This is a genomic window from Psychrobacter sp. H8-1 (assembly GCF_904846575.1).
Taxonomy (GTDB): domain Bacteria; phylum Pseudomonadota; class Gammaproteobacteria; order Pseudomonadales; family Moraxellaceae; genus Psychrobacter; species Psychrobacter fulvigenes.
The window spans coordinates 902,602-928,797 of sequence record NZ_CAJHBG010000001.1 but is presented as its reverse complement, the minus strand read 5'-3'; the positions used below and the strand labels follow the sequence as shown (position 1 = coordinate 928,797).

Annotated in this window: 18 protein-coding genes; 9 read left to right on the top strand and 9 right to left on the bottom strand. The window is 44.3% G+C overall.

The features are described 5' to 3' along the window. Window positions 1–37: 37 nt before the first annotated feature. The 4 genes from JMY01_RS14415 to rsmG form a co-directional block, all read right to left on the bottom strand. Window positions 38–355 (bottom strand): hypothetical protein, encoded by a 318-nt coding sequence (locus tag JMY01_RS14415; protein WP_374220345.1) that lies wholly within the window; start codon window positions 353–355, stop codon window positions 38–40. Next, window positions 258–1,187 carry a ParB/RepB/Spo0J family partition protein gene (locus JMY01_RS03910; protein ID WP_374220344.1) on the bottom strand — a complete coding sequence of 310 codons (930 nt, stop codon included), beginning with the start codon at window positions 1,185–1,187 and terminating at the stop codon, window positions 258–260. The genes JMY01_RS14415 and JMY01_RS03910 overlap by 98 nt, the downstream gene beginning before the upstream one ends. Window positions 1,188–1,325: 138 nt before the next feature. Beyond that, the gene (locus JMY01_RS03905; protein ID WP_201574310.1) at window positions 1,326–2,105 is read right to left on the bottom strand and encodes a ParA family protein; all 780 of its coding nucleotides are present in this window, start codon (window positions 2,103–2,105) and stop codon (window positions 1,326–1,328) included. A gap of 348 nt (window positions 2,106–2,453) precedes the next feature. After that, entirely contained in the window at window positions 2,454–3,170 is a 717-nt protein-coding gene (gene rsmG / locus JMY01_RS03900; protein WP_201574309.1) for a 16S rRNA (guanine(527)-N(7))-methyltransferase RsmG, read from the bottom strand. Between the two features lie 576 nt (window positions 3,171–3,746). Here rsmG and JMY01_RS03895 point away from each other — a divergent pair. The 3 genes from JMY01_RS03895 (at window position 3,747) to JMY01_RS03885 (ending at window position 8,665) form a co-directional block, all read left to right on the top strand. Further along, window positions 3,747–6,542, top strand: a complete 2,796-nt coding sequence (locus JMY01_RS03895; RefSeq protein ID WP_201574308.1) for an ATP-binding protein — start codon at window positions 3,747–3,749, stop codon at window positions 6,540–6,542. Between the two features lie 356 nt (window positions 6,543–6,898). After that, on the top strand, window positions 6,899–7,939 hold the full coding sequence (locus JMY01_RS03890; protein ID WP_227677969.1) for a YafY family protein: 1,041 nt from the start codon (window positions 6,899–6,901) through the stop codon (window positions 7,937–7,939). Between the two features lie 72 nt (window positions 7,940–8,011). Further along, on the top strand, window positions 8,012–8,665 hold the full coding sequence (locus JMY01_RS03885) for a TerD family protein (RefSeq protein ID WP_201574306.1): 654 nt from the start codon (window positions 8,012–8,014) through the stop codon (window positions 8,663–8,665). A 106-nt stretch (window positions 8,666–8,771) separates the two neighbouring features. Here the strand turns inward: JMY01_RS03885 and JMY01_RS03880 are convergent, their stop codons facing one another. Beyond that, entirely contained in the window at window positions 8,772–9,752 is a 981-nt protein-coding gene (locus JMY01_RS03880; RefSeq protein ID WP_201574305.1) for an ion transporter, read from the bottom strand. Between the two features lie 316 nt (window positions 9,753–10,068). Next, entirely contained in the window at window positions 10,069–10,296 is a 228-nt protein-coding gene (locus JMY01_RS03875) for a hypothetical protein (protein WP_201574304.1), read from the bottom strand. 358 nt (window positions 10,297–10,654) lie between these two features. Here JMY01_RS03875 and JMY01_RS03870 point away from each other — a divergent pair, with 358 nt between their 5' ends. Next, entirely contained in the window at window positions 10,655–11,287 is a 633-nt protein-coding gene (locus JMY01_RS03870) for an OmpW family protein (protein ID WP_201574303.1), read from the top strand. Window positions 11,288–11,451: 164 nt separating this feature from the next. On the opposite strand, the gene JMY01_RS03865 is transcribed toward JMY01_RS03870, so the two are convergent. After that, window positions 11,452–13,179 carry a 2-oxo acid dehydrogenase subunit E2 gene (locus JMY01_RS03865; RefSeq protein WP_201574302.1) on the bottom strand — a complete coding sequence of 576 codons (1,728 nt, stop codon included), beginning with the start codon at window positions 13,177–13,179 and terminating at the stop codon, window positions 11,452–11,454. A 41-nt stretch (window positions 13,180–13,220) separates the two neighbouring features. Next, entirely contained in the window at window positions 13,221–16,040 is a 2,820-nt protein-coding gene (gene aceE / locus JMY01_RS03860) for a pyruvate dehydrogenase (acetyl-transferring), homodimeric type (RefSeq protein WP_201574301.1), read from the bottom strand. A 1,100-nt stretch (window positions 16,041–17,140) separates the two neighbouring features. Here aceE and JMY01_RS03855 point away from each other — a divergent pair. The 3 genes from JMY01_RS03855 (at window position 17,141) to JMY01_RS03845 (ending at window position 20,671) form a co-directional block, all read left to right on the top strand. Further along, window positions 17,141–19,231 carry a hypothetical protein gene (locus JMY01_RS03855; RefSeq protein ID WP_201574300.1) on the top strand — a complete coding sequence of 697 codons (2,091 nt, stop codon included), beginning with the start codon at window positions 17,141–17,143 and terminating at the stop codon, window positions 19,229–19,231. Window positions 19,232–19,475: 244 nt separating this feature from the next. Next, window positions 19,476–19,940 (top strand): hypothetical protein, encoded by a 465-nt coding sequence (locus JMY01_RS03850; protein ID WP_201574299.1) that lies wholly within the window; start codon window positions 19,476–19,478, stop codon window positions 19,938–19,940. A gap of 47 nt (window positions 19,941–19,987) precedes the next feature. Further along, window positions 19,988–20,671, top strand: a complete 684-nt coding sequence (locus tag JMY01_RS03845; protein WP_201574298.1) for a hypothetical protein — start codon at window positions 19,988–19,990, stop codon at window positions 20,669–20,671. Here JMY01_RS03845 and JMY01_RS03840 read toward each other — a convergent pair. Further along, entirely contained in the window at window positions 20,668–21,318 is a 651-nt protein-coding gene (locus tag JMY01_RS03840; RefSeq protein WP_201574297.1) for an IS1595-like element ISPssp3 family transposase, read from the bottom strand. The two genes, JMY01_RS03845 and JMY01_RS03840, sit on opposite strands and share 4 nt — an antisense overlap. A 144-nt stretch (window positions 21,319–21,462) precedes the next feature. On the opposite strand from JMY01_RS03840, the gene JMY01_RS03835 reads away from it, so the two are divergent. Both JMY01_RS03835 and JMY01_RS14050 read left to right on the top strand, forming a co-directional pair. Then, on the top strand, window positions 21,463–22,815 hold the full coding sequence (locus tag JMY01_RS03835; protein WP_201574296.1) for a hypothetical protein: 1,353 nt from the start codon (window positions 21,463–21,465) through the stop codon (window positions 22,813–22,815). 146 nt (window positions 22,816–22,961) lie between these two features. Further along, a complete protein-coding gene (locus JMY01_RS14050; protein ID WP_227677653.1) occupies window positions 22,962–26,108 on the top strand; it encodes a DUF11 domain-containing protein in 3,147 nt (1,048 codons plus the stop codon). Window positions 26,109–26,196: the final 88 nt, after the last annotated feature.

The window sequence follows — 26,196 nt, the reverse complement described above, 5'->3', positions numbered from 1 at the left end:
GTATGCTCTTTAAAGAATGACCATGCAGGTTATTATATTAGCGCTGCGCTTCTAAATGCTTGATTAACGCTGACAGCTCATCTTGATTGTGAAAAAATATCTCCACGCTCCCTTGGCCATCTTTCTTGTGCTTAAGCTTCACCTCAGCCCCTAACATATCTGTGAGACGCTGCGTCAAACGCTCAGCATCGCGAGACTGTGCTTGTTCTGTGCGGTCAACTTTGGGGGCAGGATTCAATATTGATTTGACCAGCTTCTCAGCTTCGCGCACGGTCATGCCGCCATCGATGATTTTTTGTGCGATGATGGGCTGTTGCTCGGATGATAGTGCCAGCAGTGTGCGTGCGTGACCCATATCTAGGGCGCTGTTGGCTAAATGGTCTCTTGACCGTATCATGCAGCTGATTTAGTCGTAGGAGATTCGATACCGTGGTACGCGCCTTGCCGACTACCTCTGCAATCATGGCGTGACTCATACCAAATTCCGTATGAAAACGCTGTAAAGCAGCCGCCTGCTCAATCACTGATAAATCTTCACGTTGGATATTTTCAATCAGTGCTAAGGCTATGGCCAGCTCATCTGACAAAGCTCGCTCAATCGCAGGGATGACTGATTTACCCGCCATTTTTGCCGCACGCCAGCGGCGCTCACCAGCGATGATTTCGTGAGTCACCTCTGCTGAGCTTTTATCTTCACTGGCCAATAGCGGCCGAATGACAATAGGCTGCATAACGCCGTGCTGCTCAATAGAAGATGCCAGCTCAGCTAACGCCGTCTCGCTCATATCACGGCGCGGCTGATACTTACCCGCTTGCAACTGCGTTACCGCAATCTGCACCAAGCTGATTTGATCTTCAGGGATACTGGCATCGACGCTTTCGCTACGTGTTTTGGCATGACTACGGGCGCCACGCGGCGCTCGAACCGTTGTTTCGGCAGTGATCTTTTTATTGGTTTTGGCAGCGCTGGCTTTAGACTTAGCAGCTATTTGGGTGTCAGGCTTAGTATTATCTGGCACGTCAGAATCACTTAACTTATGATCACGTAATTTAGGCTCACGTAGCTCAGAGCCGTGCATAGCCGTATCGTCTTGCAAAGCAGAGGCGGTAATTTGCTTTTCTTTTTTGATTGACCCTAATAAGGCATCTAAACCTCGATTGGCAGCCAATCCTCGTTTTTTCGCCATGATTACCTATCCTCTAACGCTAAAATAAAAGCCCAATGATTGTTGATAATTCTTTACTAATACAGCTACTGATATCTTTACTTATTAAATGCTTTACTGTCTGACTACTCATTCGTTGTCGTTCGTCGCTGCGCACGTCTAGCTGCTTTGCTTCATCACTTCAGCTGCTAGCTTTTGATACGCGCGCGCACCTTTTGACCATCTCTCATAAGCAATCACAGGTAGACCGTGTGCAGGAGCTTCTGCCAAACGAACATTTCTTGGAATGTGGGTTTTGTACATAATATCGCCAAAATGCGCTTCAAGCTCCGCAGAGACATCGCGAGCGAGCGTATTACGTGCATCAAACAAAGTTCTCACCACACCGCGGATATACAGCTTAGGATTAAGCTCAGTGAGACGCTCAATGGTCTGCGACAAGTCAGCTAAACCCTCTAAGGCATAGTACTCGCACTGCATCGGAATAATGACGCTATCAGTGGCAACCAACGCATTAATCGTTAACAGGTTTAAACTGGGCGCACAGTCTATAATTACATAATCATAGGCGTCTTTATTAGTCGCCACCTGATCACTGACCAAGTCCGCTACTGCCGTTTTAAACAGCTCGTGACTGTTGGTTTGTCCCATCAAGGTAACGTCCATGCCTGCCAATTCACGGTTGGCACCGATGACATCAAAGCCTGCTGGACTTTTAACAGTAGCATCAGATAGAGAAACCCCGTCCAGTAGGACATCTGCCATTGTTAATTCTAAATCGTTTTTATCTAAGCCAGTCCCACTGGTCGCATTGCCTTGTGGGTCTAGGTCAATCAGCAGGACATGCTTGCGCTTGGCAGCCAAACTGGCGGTCAAATTTACCGCTGTCGTGGTCTTACCAACGCCGCCTTTTTGATTCGCAATGGCTATGATTTCCATACACTCACTCAATTTAATTAGGATCTATGACTGTTTTTACTCTAATAACTCTTAAAACGTGTTCAACATTCAACCATGGCTCTGACAGAGACTACTCGTAATATGTTCAACACACTCTCATGCTAAAGACTATACGATAACGTCTGTTCTATAAATCAGTTTTAATTAATTTTGTAAGAACTGCCCTACTTAAAGCACTCCGCTATCGAAACACTATACTACTTAGATGCTTGCAGCTTATCAGATGCTTGCAACTTACTATTTAAGTGCCAGCGCTCAATAAATGCTAGCAGTAAATATGTTTCACAAGATTATATACTGTTTCATGATTAAAAACGTGCTCATAGCTTAGACATTTTTGTCAGACATTTCAATCAAATGACGACTATCGTGTAAACGTGGTACGTCAAGTTTAATGGTCTTAATCTGCCACTCCGCTTCAAGTGCTTGTAGCTCTTCATCCGTAGGCGCTTTGCCTTTCATCGCACATAAACGGCCACTATCTGCCAATCGCGGCTGTGCTACTTCTACAAAATCTATCAAACTGGCAAAAGCTCGAGAAGTCACCACATCATAGCTGGCATCATGCGCTTCAATACGAGAAGCAATGGGCTGCATGTTGGTCAAACCAAGCTCACTACTGATCTGCTTAATAAAACGAATCTTTTTTTGATTGCTATCAAGTGCCGTACATGCGCGCTCAGGCTGACAAATCGCGACAATAACGGCTGGCAACCCAGCACCTGTACCGATATCTAACAACGACCCAGGCGGTAAATGCGGTATAATAGCCAAGCAATCGATGACATGCTTGATCAACGCTTCTTCTGGATGGGTAATGGCGGTCAAATTATACGCTTTATTCCATAATAAAAGCTGGTCTAAGTATAGTAATAGCGTACGCTGCTGCGTCTCACTTAAAGGCAAACCTAACTCGTCTATTGCCTGCGCCAAGATATTAGCCAAGGTTGGTAACTGCGTGCCAAGCTTTACAAAGCCAGTAGGATCTATACTGACAGTAACCGTGCTAGCAGACGATGAAGCGGTTTTAGCGGAAGCTGACATACAACAAATCATCCAGTTTTGACATGTGAACCGTCTATTTTATCATGCAGGCTGCCTATTGAATAGTTGCAGATTGCGCCAATGTCCGCCATCTTATACTATCTGCACTGACATTGAGACGTTATTCTTCATTGATAGGGTCAAATTTACTATGGATTCGTTATTTTTAATAAAGCTATTAGATCAGTTATTGACTCAGTTACTGACTCAACCACCCACATATATATATGATACAAAACTGCCTTTAATAATCTGTCTAAAACACTGCCGCATCTTGTAAGATGGATGGTGGAAACTAGGGCGTGTCCTCATTTAAAAATGGAGATAAAAATGAGATAAATTACCGTCAAACAAGGAAAATAGCGCAGATAATATCGGGATATTACCTAGCTATTTAACGCTGTTTGGCAAGATTTAGCCATTTTTAGCCCATTTAGGTATCCTTCGTTTGAATTGAGGACATGCCCTAAGATAGATTAAGATAAACAATGACAACATACCTATTCACAAAACATCTGTTTTATAAAATACTTACCTTAAAACCTCTTCTACTTTAAAAATGAACAACCTACGCCTATGACCGAACAGCTAACTGCTCCTATGACACAAACTTCAGACGCTATCGATGCAACCACTGTGACCGAAAACGACCCTGTAGCAGTAAACAACCAAGCTGAAAAAGATCAGCAAGATGCCCTATCATCTCATCCGATATTTGCAGAGGTCAATCAGCGCTGCCTGATAACTGCTGAGCAGCTCAAGCGTTATAGTGATGCCGATAGCTTACCGACCGACACACGCACAGCTCCAGACTTAGATATTGGCTTTGGGCAGCAGCGCGCGCTCAAAGCCTTACACACGGCACTAGATATTAATGCTAGTGGCTATCATGTGTTTGCTGCTGGAGAAAACGGCCTTGGCAAACGTACCGTTATCAGTCGCCTACTACATAAAATCGCTGGCGACGCACCAACACCTGATGACTGGGTTTATGTGCATAACTTTACCGATCCACGCACCCCATTGGCACTATCCTTGCCTGCTGGACAAGCGCATTTATTACAGCAGCAAGTCAACGAATTATGGACGCAGGCCAAAAAACGCTTAAGCCAGCGCTTTCGTAGTGATCAGTATCAAAGCAAAATTGAAGCCATCAAAAACGAGACCCATCAAAAAGAAAGCCTCGCTTATGACGCCCTAAATGCTGAGGGTAAACAGTATGACTTGGCTCTGACCTTTCGCTCGCATGACAATAAAGCGATATTTGTACATCCGAGTAAACTGTCTGCAGAAGAAAACGAGCAGTTTACAGATGACACAAAGGCATCTAGCAGCCATAGCCATAAAAGCCAGACAGCGACAGAAAAAACGGCGCGTACTACTGCAGACGATTTCAATGATGATGACCAGAATGACAATAATGAATACAGCACTAGCAATTACGAGTCTGAGCTGAGTAATTTCACTCAAAAGAACCATATGCAAAAGCGTCTGAGTCAGCTGACCATCACTTTAGAACAACTAGAAGATGAGGCCAATGATGCGATAGAAGCCCTACATCGCAATATTGCCCGCCGCGCGCTACAGCCTTTATTTGCGCCCATTCGTCAGCAGTTCTCTAAGCTGCCGCCTGTCATTACTTATCTTGATGCCATATTTGCCGATATGGTCACCCATGCCCCGCATATCGTCAATGGCGATGATGAAGAGTTTGTCACTGCTGTATTGGCGACCACTCCTAGCCGCTATGCAGTCAACGTCATGGTCAGTCATGACCCTGAGGATGGCGCACCAGTCATCTTTGAAGACTTGCCGACTCACTTGAACTTACTAGGACATGTTGAGCAAATCACCCAATTAGGTACCGTCACCACCGATGTCAGTATGATACGTGCTGGCGCCCTACACCGCGCCAATGGGGGTTACTTAATTTTAGAGGCCAGTCACCTACTCGAGCACCCTTATGCTTGGCAAGGTCTCAAACGTGCCTTACAATCACGCAAAATAAAACTGTCTAGCCTTGAGCAGATGCTCACCTTAACAGGCAGTTTGTCGTTAGCACCGGCACCGATCGACCTTGATATTAAAGTCATTTTGCTCGGAGAAGCAGATTTATATTATGAGCTGTTAGAGTTAGAGCCAGAGTTTGATGCCGTATTCAAGGTTCGTGCTGACTTTCATGATGACGTGATTCGCACCAACGAGCATGAATTGGCGCTGGTTGCCAAAATGGCCGACATCATCGATTATGCCAAGCTTTATCCTTTTGATAGTAGCGCACAAGCAGCACTGCTTGAACATCTAAGCTTGCAAGCCGAAGACCAAGACCGTCTGAGCCTGCACAGCGATCGTCTTATTAAGCTGTTGCATGAGTCCAATCGCCATGCACGCCTGGATGGAAAAAACATCGTTGACGATTCTCATGTTGCCCAAGCCATCAGCGACATGGTTGAGCGTTCAGGCTACTTGCGCGACTTGTACTGGGATGAGCTAAAAACAGGCCAGCAGCTGATTAATACGCAAGGTGAGGCCGTCGGACAAGTCAACGCCTTAACTGTCGTCAGCTATGCCGATAGCGAGTTTGGCATGCCAGCACGTCTCACTGCTGTGATTCAGCCCAATATCGGTGCTGGGGAAATCCTAGATATTGAGCGTGATGTCGATCTGGGCGGCAGCTTACACGCCAAAGGCATGCTGATTATGACCAGCTACTTGCGGGCATTATTTAGCCAACATCATGCACTCAATTTTAGCGCCTCCCTAGCATTCGAGCAAAGCTATGCCCATATCGACGGCGATAGCGCCACTGTCAGCGAAGGCTGTGCGCTGTTATCCGCCTTAGCAAACGTTCCTATCAATCAAGCCTTGGCGATTACTGGTTCTATGAATCAGCTGGGAGAGGTACAAGCCGTTGGCGGTATTAATGCTAAGATTGCCGGTTTCTTCGATGCTTGCCGCGAGCAAGGCATGACAGGGCAACAAGGAGTCGTCATACCAATGGCCAACGTCAAGCAGTTAATGTTGCGTGACGACATCATTGCCGCCGTTGCAGCAGGCCAATTTCATATTTATGGCGTGCATACCTTAAGTGACGCACTCACATTGATGACAGGTTTACCCATCGACACGATGAACAAAAAAGGCCGTTATCGTAAAGACACTTTATTTGGCAAAGTCTTGCGCCGTTTACTGTTATGGGATGAAAATCAAGGCACAGATGATGATGTCGATGACAAAAAATCTAAAAAGAAAGCCAAAAAGAAACGCAACGCCAAACGCCAGAAAAAAGAAGATGAGAGAAAACAACAACGCAAAAAAGAAACAGACGTTAGCAAAGATGATATGACAGATAATGACATCGAGCAGAAATAGTTAAAATTTCACGCTGGGTTTTTGATACTGAATCTGCACACTAGGCTTGAAAATAAAAGCCAAATCTTATCGATGCTTGAAGTTTTTTTGCTTTTATAAATGGCTTTGATGATTTATCTGCGATAGGGTATCTTAAATACGGTATTTTAAGTACTGTGTCTTAAGTACGATGCAAACAGCAACCATAATAGATAAACTTAGCATACAGACTTAAGCTCTTTTGAGACTGACAACTTCATATAGGTAACCTCTCAATGACTGCGCCAAACGCTAACGCAACTGACATCTCGACTCTTAACGCCCATGAGGTGCAGGCAGAGCAACCGTCTGCACCCTCTGCCGATGAGACTGCTAATATGGCTGACGATACAGCAGCCAGTCGTCATGGCGCCGCAACCACTGCGCGTCAATGGCAAGTATTGTCTCAGCTGCAGCGCAATCGCTGGGTAGGAACCACCCATATCTATGAGCAGCTCAAGTTGGCGGGATTTGATGTCAGCTTACGCACGGTGCAAAGAGACCTAAATGCTCTAGCCAAACGCTTCCCTATCGAAAAAAACAATGCCAACCCACAAGGCTGGCGCTGGAAAGATGACGCGCCTCTACAAAGCTTACCGCATATGAACTTATCGCAAGCGGTCGCCTTCAATATGGTCGAGGCCAATCTTACACAGTTATTACCGCCTGCTATTTTGGATGAGCTGTTTCCTTGGTTTGATTTGGCACGGCGTCAACTAAAAAACAGTAAAGTCACTCATTCATGGATTGATCGGGTGCGTATAGAGCCTGCGACGCAAGCATTGATTGCCCCGCATATCGACTTGGACAGTAAAGACAACATTTACCACGCCCTGTTTTATCAATTACAAATCAAAGCCTGCTATACCCGCAGCAATAAAACTGAAGCCAGCGAATATGTGTTAAATCCTATTGCCATCATTCAGCGCGGCGTCATTATTTACTTGCTAGCGACCCGTGTTGATGACCCAGAGTCTATCATTCGTACCTTTGCCCTACACCGCTTTGAAAGCGTAGAGATACTTGAAAGTGCGGCCGAGACACCTGACGACTTTCATCTGGATGATTACTTGGAAGCTGGAAGCATGGGCTTTACTCATCCCCTATTAAGCCAACTTCCCGATCATGGCAAAAACACCGCTATTGAGTTACATTTTACCAAACGAGCTGGTAAAAGCCTGACAGAGAGCAAGCTGAGTGACGATCAAACGGTGACGATCAACGATGATGAGACCCTAACAGTGACCGCAACAGTCAATCTGACCTCGCAACTGGTCTGGTGGCTACGTGGTTTTGGTAAAGGGTTATTAGACGCCAAGCCGCAGCTACTTTATCAAGTGGTCTTGGATAAAACGCTAGAAGATAACAATAAGCCCTAATATTTGAATGATCAACAGACCCTAATACTTAAAATATTTAAAAGAATAACTTAATATTAAACAAGGATTTTCATGCCCACTACTGCCTCTCTACCACTATTGTCAGAAAACCTAAAAGCACTGGGGCTAACCACCGATACCATAGCTTTTGGCTTAAACTATGAGTTTACCAAAACCGAACCCAAGGGCATGATGAAGCGCTTTAAAAAAAACCAAAGCGCAATTGATATCGATATAGCCTGCATACTTTATGATGACAATTGTACGATAAACGACATGGTTTGGTTTAAGCAGCTACGTGATAAGACCGAGTCCATTCGCCATCAGGGCGATAGCCTAAATGGTAAAGACCGCGGTGAGCAGGCATTGTACGATGGGCCGCTGGATCAAGAACAGATTCGCCTTTATTTGCATAAGATACCAGCCCACATTAACAAGATTGGTCTACTTGCAAGCTCATACTATGGACAGCCACTCGGCAAGGTTAAAGCCGGTGAAGTACACTTAAGCGACGATGAAGGCAACCGCGCTTTTACAGTGAATTTAAAAAAGCTACCACGCGATTGCCACTCTGCTTGGATTGCCAGTTTGCAGCGCGGGGTCGATGATTGGCATTTGACGCTACAAAACCTACCGCTCTCTACCAATGACTTACAAGGTGCCGCGCAAGAGGTCGCCCACGAGTTAGCACGCGCAATTCCTGTCCCGCAAGCGGTTCGCACTTAATCAGAGCTATATCTTAATCAGAACTACCTATAAAAAAGCTGGAGACTTAAAGTTTCCAGCTTTTTACGTTAATAACGCTCGTTTTACAAGACAGCTTAGCTTATATTTACTCTAACGGCTCCCCGCAATGAGGACAAAAGTTCTTTTGCCGCACTTCCTTCTCGCGGCGATCCAGCTCTTGCTCACGCAACACTTGTAACACGATATCTTGCGCTTGCTCCTTATCCAGCCCCAGCTCACGGCGAATCTTTTCAATCATGACTTGGTTCTGTACCAAATCAAAATCACCATCTACTAAGAACTCACGAAACTGCTGCTCAAGCTCATCACGGCGCTGGGCAAGCTCGTTTGCCAAACCTGTCGCCAAAATACCCGCTGGCAGTGCTGCCAAGCCCACACCTAATATCGTAATGACTGCACCCAATATCTTGCCTGCATTGGTAATCGGTGTCACATCACCATAGCCGACAGTTGTCAGCGTCACGACTGCCCACCACATCGCCTTAGGTATCGACTCAAACTCCTCTGGCTGGGCATGATTTTCTACCAGATAGATACCACTAGATGCTGTGACAATCATAATAATTAAGATAAATATAACGGCTTGGAACGACCCCTTCTCCTTGCTGATAACGACCAAGAGAATACGCATGGAGGCAAAATAGCGCGTTAGCTTAAGAATACGGAACAGACGCAAAATACGTAAGAAGCGTAGATCGATACTGACAAAGAAGTTTAGGAATGCCGGTACAATAGCCACCAGATCAATTAACGCTGAGGGGCTCCTTAGCCAGTCCCAACGCTGACGCCATGTAGTATGATCAGGTTTGGCGTCCGCCACACTCCACAAACGTAGCAAATACTCGATAGAGAATATAACGATGGAGAAGTTTTCAAACAAAGTGAAATATTCTTGATAAGGGTAATACCAAGTGTCGACCGACTCTGCAATGACCGCTGCGACGTTGGTCAAAATCAAAGCGATCAGAAAATAATCCACGTAGCGACTGACCAGTGTATCGTGCTCATCATTTTGTAAGATGTTATAGACAAGGTGACGCAAGCGCCGTATAGATTGGAAGAGCATACCGTCCCCATACGGCTTAACACCGCGAATTAGATAAATATCAAGCGAGCCGTAAAATGGTCGTGAAGGTCAATGACAAGTGAATGTATATGGACGTTTAAAGTAACTAGATATACTGTTTTAATCTGCTCACAACTTAAGAGCAGTACTTAAAATCAGTTCTGTCACTGTAATTGAATGTTCAGTATGCCCTATATTAACAACGATTTTGTATGGTAAGTCAACCATAAAACGGCTATTTGTAGGCCAAACCGAAACACCTCATCAGCGCTCATGGTAAGTCATCTAGCCTATCTCATACAGATTAGAGCTTTGATTATAAAAAACTGTCGTAATAAACATAGACCAAAGCCAGTATCAAAAACGCCATAATACCGAGGCCAAATTGCAAAAACTGTAGCTCCATACGCGCGTTACTGCTTAAGCTATTTGCGGGTACTAGAGACAAGCCACACTCTGGGCAGCAGTTATTAGCCTCATTTATTAAGGTCAGCGTACGGGCATTGACACATCGTGCAGGTGAATTACTACAGTAACCTGTCATAGACCCTCACCCTTTTATCAAAAATCATACTTGTCATTTTCATGCATTATTTTAACTTTATTCGCTTGAAGTCTTTTTTACCTATTATTAGGGTCTATTGAACATTTACCGCTAAACGAAGTCACTTATTAACGTTTTACGTAGTTTAAGTCAAACCATGATAAATCTAAAGCCTCGAAACTGAAATGACTATGTTGCACATTTCCATCTAAATCACTACCGTTAGTAAGGAATGTGTATTATAATGAAGGTTAGAGGTTACAGATCAGAGCTTAACTGTAACGTTACCTATCAGTAACTGATGTTAATCCCAATCAGACAATTACTGACAACCCTTTATAGATTAAGGAACTTCGTGATGAAACTACAATCCCTAGTTTTAGCCGCTGCTACTGCACTTACTATGACCACTGCTTTCGCTGTACCTGCTGGTACTTGGTCTGTGGCTGCTGGTGCGCACTATGTCGACCCTAAGAGTGACAACGGTACTCTAGATGGTGGATTAGCTGTTGATGTTGATAGCGATGTCCGTCCAACCATCAGTGGTGAATATTTCATCGCTAATAACGTTGGTATTGAACTTTTAGCAGCAATTCCATTTCATCATGACATTACCCTAACAGACGCTGATGGCGTTTCTACTGACGCTAAAACTCAGCATTTACCACCAACGCTTTCTGTACAATACCACTTCGATGGCTACAACATGCCAATGAATGTAAAGCCATTCGTCGGTGTTGGTGTTAACTATACGACTTTCTTTAAAGAAAAAGTTTATCTTAAGGAAGGTACTGCAAATCTAAAGCTAGACGATAGCTTTGGTGTTGCTGGTCATATCGGTGTAGACATTCCATTCAATGCGACAGAGTCTTTCCGTATTGATGCCCGCTACATGGACATCAAAACAGATGCTAGCCTAGACGGTGTTGAAATCGGTGAAGTAGATATCAGCCCTTGGGTCTACGGCGTTGCTTTTGTAAAACAGTTCTAATATAGCCAAATTGCTATAAATTGAGAATGATAAATAAAAGAAGCCAGCTTAATCGCTGGCTTCTTTGTCTCTAACGTTTCAGTATCTATCGCTTTATTAGATTCAAAAACATAAAAAAAGACCACCGAAGTGATCTTTTCAACACATTTATAAAAACATTAAGCCTATAGCAGAATACGACGTGGATCAGCAAGTAAGCTTGCGATATAGCGCGTAAATACGGCAGCATCGGCACCATTAATGACACGGTGGTCATAAGATAAGGACAATGGCAGCATCAAACGCGGCTCAAAGGTCTGCTTATCAGCATTCCAGCGTGGTTGCATCGTCGCTTCTGAAGCCCCTAAGATACCGACCTGCGGCCAATTTACCAGTGGTGTAAAGGCTGTGCCGCCCAGATTTCCTTGGCTTGAGATGGTAAAGCTTGCACCTTGCAAGTCTTTGGTACCCAGCTTTTTATCACGGGCTTTTGCGGCCAGCTCACCGATTTCAATGGCAATCTGCTTGATGCCTTTGTCCTGTGCGTTTTTAATGACAGGGACAATCAAACCATCATCCGTTGCTACCGCAATACCCATATTCACAGTCTTACGCAAGATAATTTGCGTATTATCATCGCTGAGATGGCTATTGAAACGGGGATGCTGCGTCAATGCATGAGCCGTTGCTTTGATGATAAACGCCAAAATCGTCAACCCAATACCTTCTGCTTTCATGCCACCTTTTAGCTCACCACGGAGTTTTTCAGTCTCCGTAATATCTGCCACATCAAACTGCGTGACCTGTGGCAGATACGTATTGTAGTTGAGCTGCGGTATCGACACTTTTTGTAGACGGCTCAGATCTTGAATCTCAGTCTCACCCCAGATCTCAGCATTACTCATATCAGGCAAGCTTGGCAGACCTGAACTGACTACATTACCGCTAGCTGCGGCTGTCTTTTGCGTGTTGAGCTTGTCTTTAACATGGGCAAACAAGTCTTCTTTTAAGATACGATCGTTTAATGCCGACCCATTGACTTGAGTAATATCTATGCCTAACTGACGGGCAAGCTTACGCACTGCCGGTCCCGCATAAACCTCAGTCAGCTTCTCATTCACTTGCGCTTCTGTCAGCTTGCGCTCTTGTGGCTGGCTTTGTGTCTTTGCAGACTGAGAGTCTGGCTGCTTTTGCTTGGGCTTGTCATCATCTGCTGCTCGTGACTGCTCTTTACTAGCGCTTGAGCTGTCTTGTGCCTGCGACTCAGTAGCTTTTGCCGCACTGCTGTCCGTCCCAGCACCACCAGTACCGACTATCACGATAAAATCTTGACCATTAGTGACCGTATCACCAGCTTCTACCAAGATTTTTTCAACCTTGCCAGCTTCTGGGGCGGGCACTTCAACAGAAGCCTTATCAGACTCAATCAGCAGAATGGATTGATCCGCGCTGATAGTATCACCGACGCTGACCATAATCTCAGCCACCTGTGCTTCATCAACACCTAGATCTGGTAGCGCGTGAGTTGTCGCCTGCCCTGCTCCTGCAGTATCGGCAGGTTTAGACTGCTGTGGTTCAGACTCTGTCTGCTTGTCTTTATCGTCTTCTGACTTTGTCTCTTGTGATTCATCTTGCTGCGCTGCTGGCGGCTCCTCAGCGGCAGGTGCTTGATCTTCATCAGCACTGGCATCACTGTCGAGTTCAATCAGCACTGTACCTTCACTGACCTGATCACCAACTTCTACATTGATCTTAGTTATCTTACCAGCGGCTGAGCTTGGTACTTCAACTGAGGCTTTGTCTGACTCTATTAAAATAATGTTGTCGTCTTTTTCGATGACATCACCAACCTGTACCATAATCTCACTGACTTCGGCACTATCTACACCCAAATCGGGGGCTTTAATTTCCATCCTATCTCTCCTTATCTTATGATTGCCTTGTCTTATCGTTGTTATTCTTTGACATCATCATCATTGAGTAACTGGGCATCGGCTTTGTCTTCAGCACGACCTTCACTACTGATTTCGTCATCATCTTCACCGACAAACTCAGGCACAGGACTTGGGTTGATATTATCAGGGGCTGGAGCTGGAGCATCTGGGAAATGGTCGTAATGAGGCTGCTGCTGCCATGCTGGTGGCTGATCTGCATCAATACCAAAGCTTGATATAGCATCTTTGACCAGGCGCATTTCAACCTCGCCTTCGTCTGCTAAGCGTTTCAGTGTTGCCACCACGATGTGAGCCGCATCTACGTGGAAGAAACTACGTAACTGCTCACGTGAGTCAGAGCGACCATAACCATCGGTACCAAGCGTGGTATACGGACGGTTATCAGGCAGCCAACCACGGATTTGCTCTGAGTAATTACGCATATAGTCAGTCGCTGCAACCACGATGCCTTTGTGCGGCGCCAACTGCTCAGTTACCCATGGCACTTTTTCTTCTTCCATAGGGTGCAGACGGTTGTAGTCATCACAAGCCATACCATCACGGGTCAGCTCATTGAAGCTGGTCACACTCCAGACGTTGGAGTTGATATTGAACTCGTCTTTGAGGATCTGTGCTGCTTTTTGCACTTCACGTAAGATAACACCAGAGCCTAACAGCTGCACTTGGCTTGAGTTATTATCTTCAAGCAGATACATACCGCGCTTGATGCCTTCTTCCACGCCTTCTAGCATCGGTGGTTGCTCGTAGTTTTCATTCATCAATGTGAGGTAATAATAGACGCGCTCGCCCTCACCATACATGCGGCGTAGACCATCGTGCATGATGACTGCCAACTCATAACCAAAGCAAGGATCATAAGTAACACAGTTGGGCACGACACCAAATAAAATCTGTGAATGACCATCCTGATGCTGCAAGCCTTCACCGTTCAAGGTGGTACGACCAGCCGTCGCGCCTAGCAAGAAGCCCTGAGCCTGACAGTCACCTGCCGCCCATGCCAAATCGCCCACACGTTGGAAACCAAACATAGAGTAGTAAATATATAGCGGTATCATCGGTAGCGCGTTGACAGAATAACTGGTCGCTAGTGCAATCCAAGTACTCATGGCACCCGCTTCGTTAATGCCTTCTTCTAGCATATGACCATCGATGGCTTCTTTATAACCCATCAAGGCTTCGCTATCTTCAGGAGTATACTTTTGCCCCGTAGCCGAGTAGATACCGATTTGACGGAACATACCTTCTAGACCAAAGGTACGCGCTTCATCAGGTACAATCGGTACCACGCGATCTTGGATGTTTTTGTTCTTTAGCATGGCCGATAGCAAGCGCACGAATACCATGGTCGTCGATTGCTCTTTACCTTTACTGCCTTGTAGTATCCGATCAAAAATAGATATATCAGGAATGGTAAGCGGGATATGACCACTACGGCGGTTAGGCAGGTGACCACCTAACGCTTCACGGCGACCCTTTAGATACTTCATTTCTGCTGAGTCTTCTTCTGGACGGTAGAAAGGTAGCGTCTCTAGCTGCTCATCCGTAAATGGTAACTCAAAACGGTCGCGGAAGTACATCAACGACTCATGATCAAGCTTTTTGATTTGATGCGATTTGTTGACCGCTTGCGCTTGGGTAGATAAGCCATAACCTTTCACTGTTTTGACCAAAACAACAGTCGGCTGACCTTTGGTTTTCATGGCCTCACTGAAAGCAGCATAGACCTTCATTGGATCATGACCACCACGATTTAGACGAGAGATATCATAATCAGTCAACTCATCGGCCATCTCTTTGAGCTCTGGGTATTTATTAAAGAAATGCTCGCGAGTAAACTCAGGCGTACGTGCCTCATAGAGCTGATACTCACCATCGACCGCCTCTTCCATACGGTACTGAAGCACGCCCGTATGATCTTTATCCAGTAGCGTATCCCACTTACCGCCCCAGACTACTTTGATCACGCGCCAGCCTGCGCCGCGAAATATCGACTCTAGCTCTTGGATGATTTTACCATTACCCCGTACTGGACCATCGAGGCGCTGTAAGTTACAGTTGATCACCCAGATAAGGTTGTCCAGCTTCTCACGACCAGCGAGAGAAATCGCTCCAAGGCTTTCTGGTTCATCAGTCTCACCATCCCCTAGGAATGTCCAAATCTTGCGATCTTCTCGTTCGAGCAAACCACGGTTTTCCATATAGCGATGTACGTGTGCATGATAGATCGACATGATAGGACCCAGACCCATCGAAACGGTCGGGAACTGCCAATAGTCCGGCATCAAATATGGATGCGGATAGCTCGATAGACCCTTACCCCCTACTTCACGGCGAAAGTTCTCTAACTGCTCTTCCGTCAAGCGCCCTTCTAAATAAGAGCGGGCATAAATACCTGGCGCTGAGTGACCTTGATAATAGATCATGTCACCACCGAAGTGATCATTTGCCGCACGGAAAAAATGGTTGAAACCAGTCTCATAAAGCGTCGCACTGGAGGCGAATGTCGCTAAGTGACCACCCAGATCATCGTCGTTTTGGTTGGCACGCATGACCATCGCCAACGCATTGTAGCGAATCAAAGCGCGAATCTTGCGCTCGATGGCCAAATCCCCTGGATACATCGGCTCGTCTTCGACCGCGATGGTATTGATATAAGCAGTATCTAGACGGTTAAATGGCAAGTCTTCTTGTACCGCCATGTTATAGAGTGCTTTTAGTAAAAACTGCGCACGATCCTTATCGGCATGCTTGATGACAGACTCAAAAGCGTCTAGCCATTCCTGTGTTTCGGTGCTATCAGCATCCTTATAATAATTCATTTTTTTATCCTTTTATGTCGATCAGTCCCACCAACTGGCAGGGTGTTATTAAATAGTGTGACGAGATAACGGTTTACTTTTTAGCTTATTTACTACGCTCAAGCATTCCATTGTCTGACGCGTTTTGATGGCAATCTACTGTAGATAATATATCTACAATATTAATTGCTAACGTTCATTATTAATTAAATGATTGCAGGGTTGGTGAATAATGACGCTTAACTTGACCCTGCAGTCACGTTTGCATACTTGACCATTACGTAATGATGTCTCTTCATTATAGACGCTTATGACGCAAATGTTTATGGCTATAAAGAAATGACGACATAACAAGTATTTTTTAAATAAATAATGATTAGTATTTTTCAAAATGACACAGTTATAAAATTAATTTTATGCGTATATAGTTCAACCATTATTCTTGAGATTCACAAGCCTTTGCTCTCTATCATAGTAAACTAACCGTTGGTAGTTTTGTGGTAGCTTTTAACACTCTTACTACCTAATACCTCCTACTTCATGACTACTATACCGACAATCTTATTTTGGATTCTCTATACTCCTTTTAAAGCCAAAAGAGCTTCCTTAGCCGTGTATTAAGGAAGCTTTAAATATGAGTTTCCCGCACCATATTTGCATCTAGCTTTTATCAACGCTTAGAATTCAACACCTTACTATCCACCTATAAACCTTCTATAAAAAAACCCTAGTATTTATCCTATACTATTGAATAACCTGCCTATTTTTGTCATAAAACTGACAAAAAATGCAACCTCTTTTCTTTTTCAACGCTAACATAAGCTTGCTTTATCGACATCACTTTAGGAAATCTCTCCTCACGCCAACACTTAGCCTATGGCACATTTCTTGCAAACTTTCCCCTAGACTTGATGATTTTTATCATTAATTATGTTTTAGTTACTGTCTATGATATAGACACTTTAGTTATTCAAAACGGTGATATTTAAAGTAATGCCATTGCTAAAATATGAGTAGTAAGAAGAAGATGCGTTGAGTACTACATCTAGTAGACTAGGCGAGTTTGACACGGACAATCATACTTTTTAGGCTCGGTATAAATTTAGCTTTGAGGAAAAAAGATGCAAGAGAGTAGCCATACTAGCTTTAAAAAACATACAGACACACAACTTACATTAGGCCTGGCTGTCTCCACTCTTTTATTCATCGGAATGGGTATCAGCAGCCAAAATGTATTGGCCAATCCATTCTTACCATCAACTACCCCAGCCTCTACGGTAGGTAGCTGCCCAGCTGGCCATAAGATGTACTATATTGGCGCAAACCCGCCTGCATATAGTCCTATGAACTCTCAGAGTCTCAGTTGGACTAATGGCAACCCTTCCAGAACTTTTACGTTTGTAGAAGCCTCTGGCAATAAGACCTTTTTAATTAATTTCCCCCTACTTTTAGACTTAAATAACAACTATGGCGGTACGCCTCCATTTTATGGATCTATCAATGGCGCTACTACATCAGCGCTGAACTTGGTTCACAACTCGCCTGATCCCAAAACCAATCATAGTTTAAATATCAGTATTAATCGCCCAGTGAGTAAAGTAGGTTATAAAATACAAGATTTGGACTCAACTGTAAGCTCTAGGCGAGTACCATACATCGAACAAGTTGACGTCTCAGCTAATCAAGGACAATTAACTTTTAATGCTAATTTTCACACTATCAATACTGCTAGAGACATCGTAAAGGCTATCGAAGGAGAGAACTGTAGTACAGGAGAATGTACTATTGATGCGGCTTGGAGCTATAATATTGCTGACGCCCTTCTTAATCTAAAACATAGCAATGAGCTGACGCAAAGGAATAGTCCACACGCTGTGGGCTATTCAGACTTCTATTTCTGTCTTGCTCCTCCCAAACTCATTGTCAAAAAGCAGCTAGATGGTAATCGCGTCAATGATAATAATAACAATCGTGACCAGTTCTCAATCAGTATAAGCAACGCTACAACACCGCTAAAAACTTTTGTGACTAGTGGCTCAGGACAAGCTATTACTAATGATAATAGCGGTGTGGTAGATCTGACAACCAGTACGACCTATACAATCACTGAACGCGTCACCAACAGCCAAAACAACGGCGATATCGCTAATTATAATGCTGCTTATACTTGCAACAATGCTACCACTGGTAGTACGACAGTCATGCCTACTGCGGCGATGACTTATAACGCAGCTGCTCAAACCCGCTCATTCACCCTTTCTAATACGACTTATGGGGACGAGATCACTTGTACCATCACCAACAGTCCATCTGTCCCATTGAGCTATACGTTTGCAGGTATCGTTTTTAACGACAATGGCGGCATCACGGCTAACGACAGCACCAAACAGGATATCTCTGCCACCTTTACTGGTAACCGTAGCTACTATAATGGTGTGTTCGATAGTAACGAATCAGGTATCTTTGCTAGTGGCTTACAAATTAGGCTGACTGATTGCAGTGGCAGCAATATCGTATCAACTTCACCCAATCCTCAAACCGTGTCAAGTGCTGCAGCCAGCATAGGTAGATACAGTTTTAGCGTCAGCCCAAGTGCACTGGTTGGTAAATCAAGAGTTTGTCTGGTTCAGACCGAACCAAGCGCTTGGGAATATAGTGAAGATACGACGACTAATACCCAAGAAGTCGCGCTAGTCGCTAACGTCTATGATTATAAAACTGAAAAGGACAGCTCAGGTAATGTCACACGCAATCTTGATTTCGGTGAAGTGAAGGCAGCTAATACAGCGTTGGTACTCAAAAAATCCCAATACGTACATACCTGTGATAGCGCGCTTAACTATTCTAATATCGCGAATACCAATCAGCCAACGACAGGCTTTAGTAGCAATCCTGCTAACAATGTCGAGCCAGGTAACTGCATTGCTTATAAGTTAGAAGCCTACAACCGTAGCCACGTTGACTTGAACGAAGTCAAAATTAACGACTCCTTGCAACGTACCCCCGTTGAGTCTGTATTTAATTTACCAAAACCGTTAGGAAACCCTTCGTCAGTGTTTAGAAGCACCAATACATCAGCGCCTATTGGTGAAAATGGCATCATTATCTCTGATGGCTTTAACTTGTTAAAAACGCCCGCATCCTCCACAGAACCAAGTAAGGCAACTTTATACTTCAACACCAAATATGGTTCTAAAAACATAAACCCCTAAATACAATTTATATCAACACTACTCTTAGATAACTGAGACTTTGACTTTTTAACTCTCTTTATATCCATTGATAGGCGTTTAAAGGTCATTTAGAAGTTATTTAATGACGATTTATCATTTCTCTGTGAAAATAAGAATCAAATTAGTGTTGAATTTTTACTAGAAAAACATTGTTCATCGCCATAGCTTTATATTAATTGGTATGGATATTGCTAGTAAAACCTACCCAACTGAGGAATTTGATATGAAATCATTTCAATTTTTACGCCATGCTCTTATCGCCACTGCAGTATCTGCATGTTTAATCAATATATCTTATGCAGAAGATGCGTTAAAGATGGAGCTACAGGCTAATAAAATTGTAAAAACTGCTGATGGCGAGATTAAATATATCTCAGCATCAAACGCTCAGAAGGGTGAGACCGTACAGTATCGCGCTACCTATACCAATGTCATTGACCAACCTATTAGCGATGTTACTGTGACTCTCCCCATCCCTGCCAGTATGATATTTACCGGCGAGGCAAAACCAAACAGTGCACAAGCGACTATCGATGGCAAAAATTATGCTGATATGCCGCTTATGCGCAAAATAGAGGGCAAATTCGTCAAGGTTCCATTTTCTGAATACAAAGCCCTTCGCTGGAATATCAAATTACTTCCTGCGAACAAGTCAGCAGACGTATCATTAAATACCATCGTTAACTAATAATTTTGACCTTAGCCTTTTATTTTTTTACTCAGGAGAATCTCTGGATGAAATCCAGTACCTTTAAGTACTCAGTATTAACAGTCGGCATCGCAGCAGCCTTTGGTATTAACAATCTTGCAAATGCAGCAGAAATCGTAGCTGAGTCAGCGCCTACCATCGAAAACATAGCCAGTGCTACCTATAAAATCGGCACTGTTGCCCAAACTCCCGTTCAATCTAATCCAGTAACCGTCAATATCACTCAAAGTGCCGCCTTTAGCTTAACGGCTAAAAACGATGACGATAATGCTGCCGATGATTATAACCGCGGCGTTGAAGTGACTCCCAAAGGCCGAGTGACTTTTAGCCATACTTTAACCAACTCAGGTAACGTAGAAGATACCTATACGCTGAGCTTGGCTCAGGGTGGTACTATTCCAGGTACAGAGTTTGGGCAAGATCCAAGCTCTTATGATCTAGAGGCAACTAATGTTACCTATACTACCTATAATGCAGAAGGTATAGATATAGGCACAACTACCGTTACTGGCACAGTCTTCCAAGATACCACCATCTTCCTTCAACCTAATGAGCATGTTGAGATTTCTATCGCGGCAAAAACAACTGGAAACGTTGGTGGTAACTCCCAAAACTTAACCTTGTCGGCAACCAGTGATTTCTTTACCACTGCTGATACTAATGCAGCACCATTAATCAACATTAATAACGGGGCTGTCCTAGATAATTAGCTCAAACCCTGTTTAACCCATTGTTTTAATTGTAGTAATTGCGACTTTGGGTCACTGTGATTAAAACGCCACTCACATTCCTTTAAATAGAGGTGAAAATGCTCTTTTGGGACCCCGTTAAACTTACGTAGATGCCGTTTAGCTTGGTTCCAGAAGTTCTCTATACCGTTAATATGATTCTTGTCATTAACAAAGGTTTTAGAGTGGTTGATACGATAATGAGTAAACTCACTGACATCTAATGCGTTATAGCTTTTAAATGAGTCAGTATAAACAATGCTATCAGGCTTCACTTTTTCTCTTATGATGGGGATCAAAGTATCTGCTTTAGCATTGGGTATAATACAAGCGTAGACCTTGCCATTACGCTTTAGTAGGCCAAACACGGGCACTTTGCTACCAGCACCTCGCCCTCGCTTGCCTTTACGAGTTCCACCAAAGTATGATTCGTCTACTTCGATTTCGCCTTCAAATAGACCAGGGTCTTGGCTATTCTCGTAAATAAGTAGTCGTAGCCTATGAAAGTAATAACTGGCTGTAGTTTTATTAACACCAACTAGGCTTGCTGCTGTTCTGGCGGTAGAACCGGCAACAAATAACTCGATTAGTCTGCTTTGTTTATACCAACTTAGTTTGCTTTTTCTCATAGTGCTATCCTAAATAATTTTACTTATCTAGGACAGCCCCTTAATAACAGTAAGACTAAATTACCCGTATTCAAGATTACCAGTAAGGCTGGTAGCACTCTAAACCTGAATGATTCAAGCTCGAAGGTCACGTACACTATAACGGTGAAGAACGATGATAGCGCTGACTATGCAGTGAATGCGAACAATATTACTGTTTTCAATGGTCTACCAGAAGGCTTACGTTTAGCGGATCAACCGAACCTGAGTGTCAGTAACAATGCCACTATCGTACCAGGTAATGAAGGCAAAGGTACTAGTACTGCAAACGACAGTATCAGAGTTACTTTATTGAATTTAGCACCAGGTGAAACAGCAACCATCACCTTTGATGTGCAAAAAGATAAAGATGAACCTCTTACAAATCCTAAAGAGACGATTAACCACGCTTCTGTCACCTTAAACCTTGGTGAAAACGTAGTCATGTATGATAGTACTGACAGTACTGATACTAAGCAAAATACTGATGAGTTTTATCCAGCTGGTGATGATAGTGAGGTCACAGATGGCACCGTTAGTACAGTCACTGGTAGCGACTCTGCAGCGCCTTTAGTTGCCAATCAGCGTGCAATTAGTCTTATCACACCTACCACCAAAGAGATTCCTACCAATACCGCAGATACTACCTTAGTCACTCATTCGGCTATTATTCAAAACACTGGACAAGAGGTAGAAGGTGATGAGCCAGGCGAAGTCAAATTCACGATTGCCCTAGACGCCAATAACAAAGTTACCGTAGTGACAGGCTCAGTTGAGCTAGTATATGACGCTGATAATAATCCAGCTACACCTAACGCGACTTACACCATCTTACGGGATATTAATGGTGATAATGACCTGACCAATGCCGTACCTAAAGACGGCGCCTCACCTTGGGCTGGTATGGCTCCAGGCTCCACTGTTACGATTAACTATAAAGTAGAATCTAACGATGCGGTCTTGGGTACCACGGAAAATATCACCATAGCTATGGTCTTGGGCGGAAATGACGTACCGACCACAGGTGAGCGTCTGGTCAAAAACAAAACACAAGTGAAAGGTCTGACACTTGTCAAAAAGCAAGCATTACAAAAAACTTGTGCTGCTGGCGCTACCCTTACATTTACACAAGATGTTGTCGCCGCTGAACCTGGTGATTGTATCGTCTATAAGATTACGGCATTTAATCAATTCTCAGCGGTAGATGCACGATTTACTTTCGATGATGTGGTCATAACGGATACGACAGATCGCTTTAATAACAAAGCGCAAGTGCTCACGTCAACCACTACTCCTGCTTATACTGTCAAGCTTGACGACGTAGCTAACGCAAACGCATTACCTGCAAACAACACTTATAATGCAGCAGCTGATTCTACTGCAATTAATGGTACGGTAACTAGCTTAGCACCGCAAAAATATGCAGCATTAGTATTTGCTGTACAAATCAATCCTACTGGTGCGGATGACGGTCTTTAATACCCTGTAAGCCGTTTATTTTTATATACCGTTATCTGTGATTAAGGTTTTAGATAACGCAAAAACTGTCCTTACTTAGATTGCTCTAAAAGTAAAAAAGTAAGGACAGTCCCTATGTTTTGGATTTGATTGGATAATCACGTAATATGACACTTCACTGTATCGCTCAGTCTACTCGTCTATCGGCTAAAGTAGCCAAACTGTCTGCATTAACTGCAGCCATACTGATTATGCAATCAAATTCCGCTGCCGCAGCTACCTCTGATGTGCTCAGCATCATCGATAATATTGCTAATGCCAGCTACACTGTCAATAACCAAACGGATAACACCCTAAAGTCTGAATCAAATAGAGTACGAGTCAAAGCCTCTGCTCTATCAGAGTATGGTATCAACTTAAGCAAGTCACCACGACAAACTGTAGCGCCAGGCAACACTGCTAGCTGGGTAAATGTACTCACAAGCAATAGTTATAATATTCAGACTGTCGATCTAAGGCTAACAGTACCTGATACTTTATCGAATATAAGACTCTATCAGGACTTAAATAACAACGGCATCGTCGATGATGAAGATAATCAGATATTGCTTGATAACTTAGCTGCTCAAATTAGGCTAGGACAAGGCGAAAGTATTCAGCTAATCGTGCAGGCACTAACTGCCGCTGATGCAACTGACGGCGACCTGATCGATATTAAGCTTGGAGCAACTGTCGTCGAAGACCCGTCGGTAAAGGCAGTCACAGAGACTGATAGCTTAGTCATCGTCAAGCCAGGCATTGGTTTCAAAAACCAAGCCTTTGACAGTGATCAACCCTCATCGCAAATTGGCAAAGATGTTTATGTCGAAGCCAGTTATGCGCAAGGCAACGTTGATCCTTATAAGCAAGATCAAGTATGGATCACTATCACCTCACCGAAAACGGGTGATAGTTACTCGTTAAAGGCCATTGAAACAGGTGATAATACTGGTAAATATCGCTTAAATATACCTACGCAAAACAATGCCAATGCGATTAACGATGACATCATTCAGACTCTGCTAGGTGACAAGTTAGTAGCTACTTTAGACGCTTATATTAATATAGAGGGTAATCGCGAAAACATCACCACCAATATCAGTAGTAATACCACCATCGTTGATGTGCTGCCCAATCTCAAAATAGAAAAAGAAGCTGATGTTAGAACTGCCGAGCTTGGTGACTACGTCAACTACAGCATCAATATCAAAAACGATGGTGAAACGACTGCCTATGACGTTGATTTAAAAGATGCGCTACCACGTGGCTTTGACTATGTGCCGGGCACCATGCGTATCGATAGTACAAAAGCTGATGACTTCAAAGCAGTTGGTAAATATCAGGTACTGAGCTTAGGAAGTTTTGAGCCGAAAACAACTAAAAAAATCACCTATCGGGTATTGATTGGCTCTTCTGCACTTGGTGGCGACGGTATCAACCGTGCTATCGCCCAAGGTCGTGACTCTGAAACTGGTGACACAATTATCACTTCTAGAGAGGCGCAGTGGCCAATCGAAGTCAACCGCGGGGTGATGAATACTGATGGCATCATCATCGGTAAGGTCTATCACGACATCAACCGTGACGGTATCCAACAAAAAGAAGATGGCGAGCTTGGTGTCGCTGGCGTGCGTATCTATATGGAGGACGGTAACTTTGTCGTGACCGATCCTGAAGGTAAATACAACCTGTATGGTATCAGTGCCAAAACCCATGTCCTAAAAGTAGACCGCACCACTCTACCTAGAGATACTGAGCTTGTCATCCAAAGCAACCGTAATACTGGCGATGCCGGTAGCCGCTTCGTCGACCTCAAATACGGCGAGCTGCACCGTGCCGACTTCGCTATCGTCGGTGGTATGGCGGACAGCACCGAACGTCTGAACCAAGAGCTGATCACTCGTAGCAAAACCATCAGCGCCAAGAACGATACACTCGAAAAAGCCATCAAAAACCAGCTAGCACTAGAGCCTGACTATGACCGTGATAACAGCGACAATATCGATGCCAGTGGCTGTAAGTCCAATGATGACTTAGATCAAGGTATCGAATGTGACTCAGCGATAGTTGCAGACATGGTCGAGCCAAATGCTGATCGCGTCAACATGACGGTCAACACCATCAAGCAACCAAAAGCTGAGCTGCTAGAAGAGTTCCTCAAAGAAGTACCAAACAACGATGTGAGCTTTATTAACCTAAGCTCAGGGCAGCAGTTGGCTTCATATAAGCAGCTGGTACAAGTACAAGCGCCACTCGGCTCTCAGTTTACTTTATATGCCAATGGCAAAGCAGTATCTGAGCAGCAAATTGGTAAGACCGCCGAGCAGAAAAAACAAAACGTCACTGCCTTTGACTACTATGCGGTAGATCTCAAGCGTGGCCGTAATACCTTGCGCGGTGTAGCCACTGATATCACTGGGCAAGTCATCTCCGAGCAGAGCATAGAAGTAGTCACCCCTGATAGTCTGCAAGCCATCGATTATCGTACGCAAACACAACTGATACAAGCCGATGGTGTCAGCGAATATCAAGTCGTCATCAGTCTAAAAGACCGTGACAACCGTCCTTATATTGCTTCTACCCCGATTACCATCGATACCAATATCGGCCGTATTAACCTAAAAGACAGCAACAAAGACCAAGCGGGCACTCAGGTCACCGTCAGCGGTGGCGAGCTACTGATTCCAGTGATTGCACCAAGTGCACCAGGTAAAGGTGAGCTGGTCATCGATACGGGTAGTACCAAGCAAATTATTCCGCTGCAGTTCACTGCCAAGCTACGCCCATTGATCGCCGTCGGTATCGTTGAGGGCGCTATCTCACTCAAAGACTTCGATGGCGGTAGCATCACTGATGCTCAAGGCGCATTTGAAAAGGAGCTGCACGAGTTTTCGGGCAATGATGATTACTCAGCAACTGGTCGTGCCGCTATGTTCCTAAAAGGCAAGGTGCGCGGTGATTATCTACTAACCCTGGCCTACGATAGCGACAAAAAAGGCGAGCGCCTGTTCCGTGATATCGAGCCAGGTGAATACTATCCTGTCTATGGCGACTCATCGGCCAAAGGTTTCGATGCGCAGTCGACCAGCAAGCTCTATGTACGCTTGGATAAAGGCCGCTCGTTTGCCATGTATGGCGATTTAAAGACTGACGTGACAGACGACGAAGGCATTAAGCTTGGTCAATACAACCGCACTTTGACCGGTGTCAAAGCACAGTACGAAGACGACAACACTCGTATTACAGCCTTCGCTGCAGAGACCAGCTCATCATAGCGTGTCAACGAAACTCGTGGCCTTGGTATTTCAGGCCCTTATCCGCTCGCAGAAAACTTTGACGCGGTACTTGAAAACTCTGAGACCA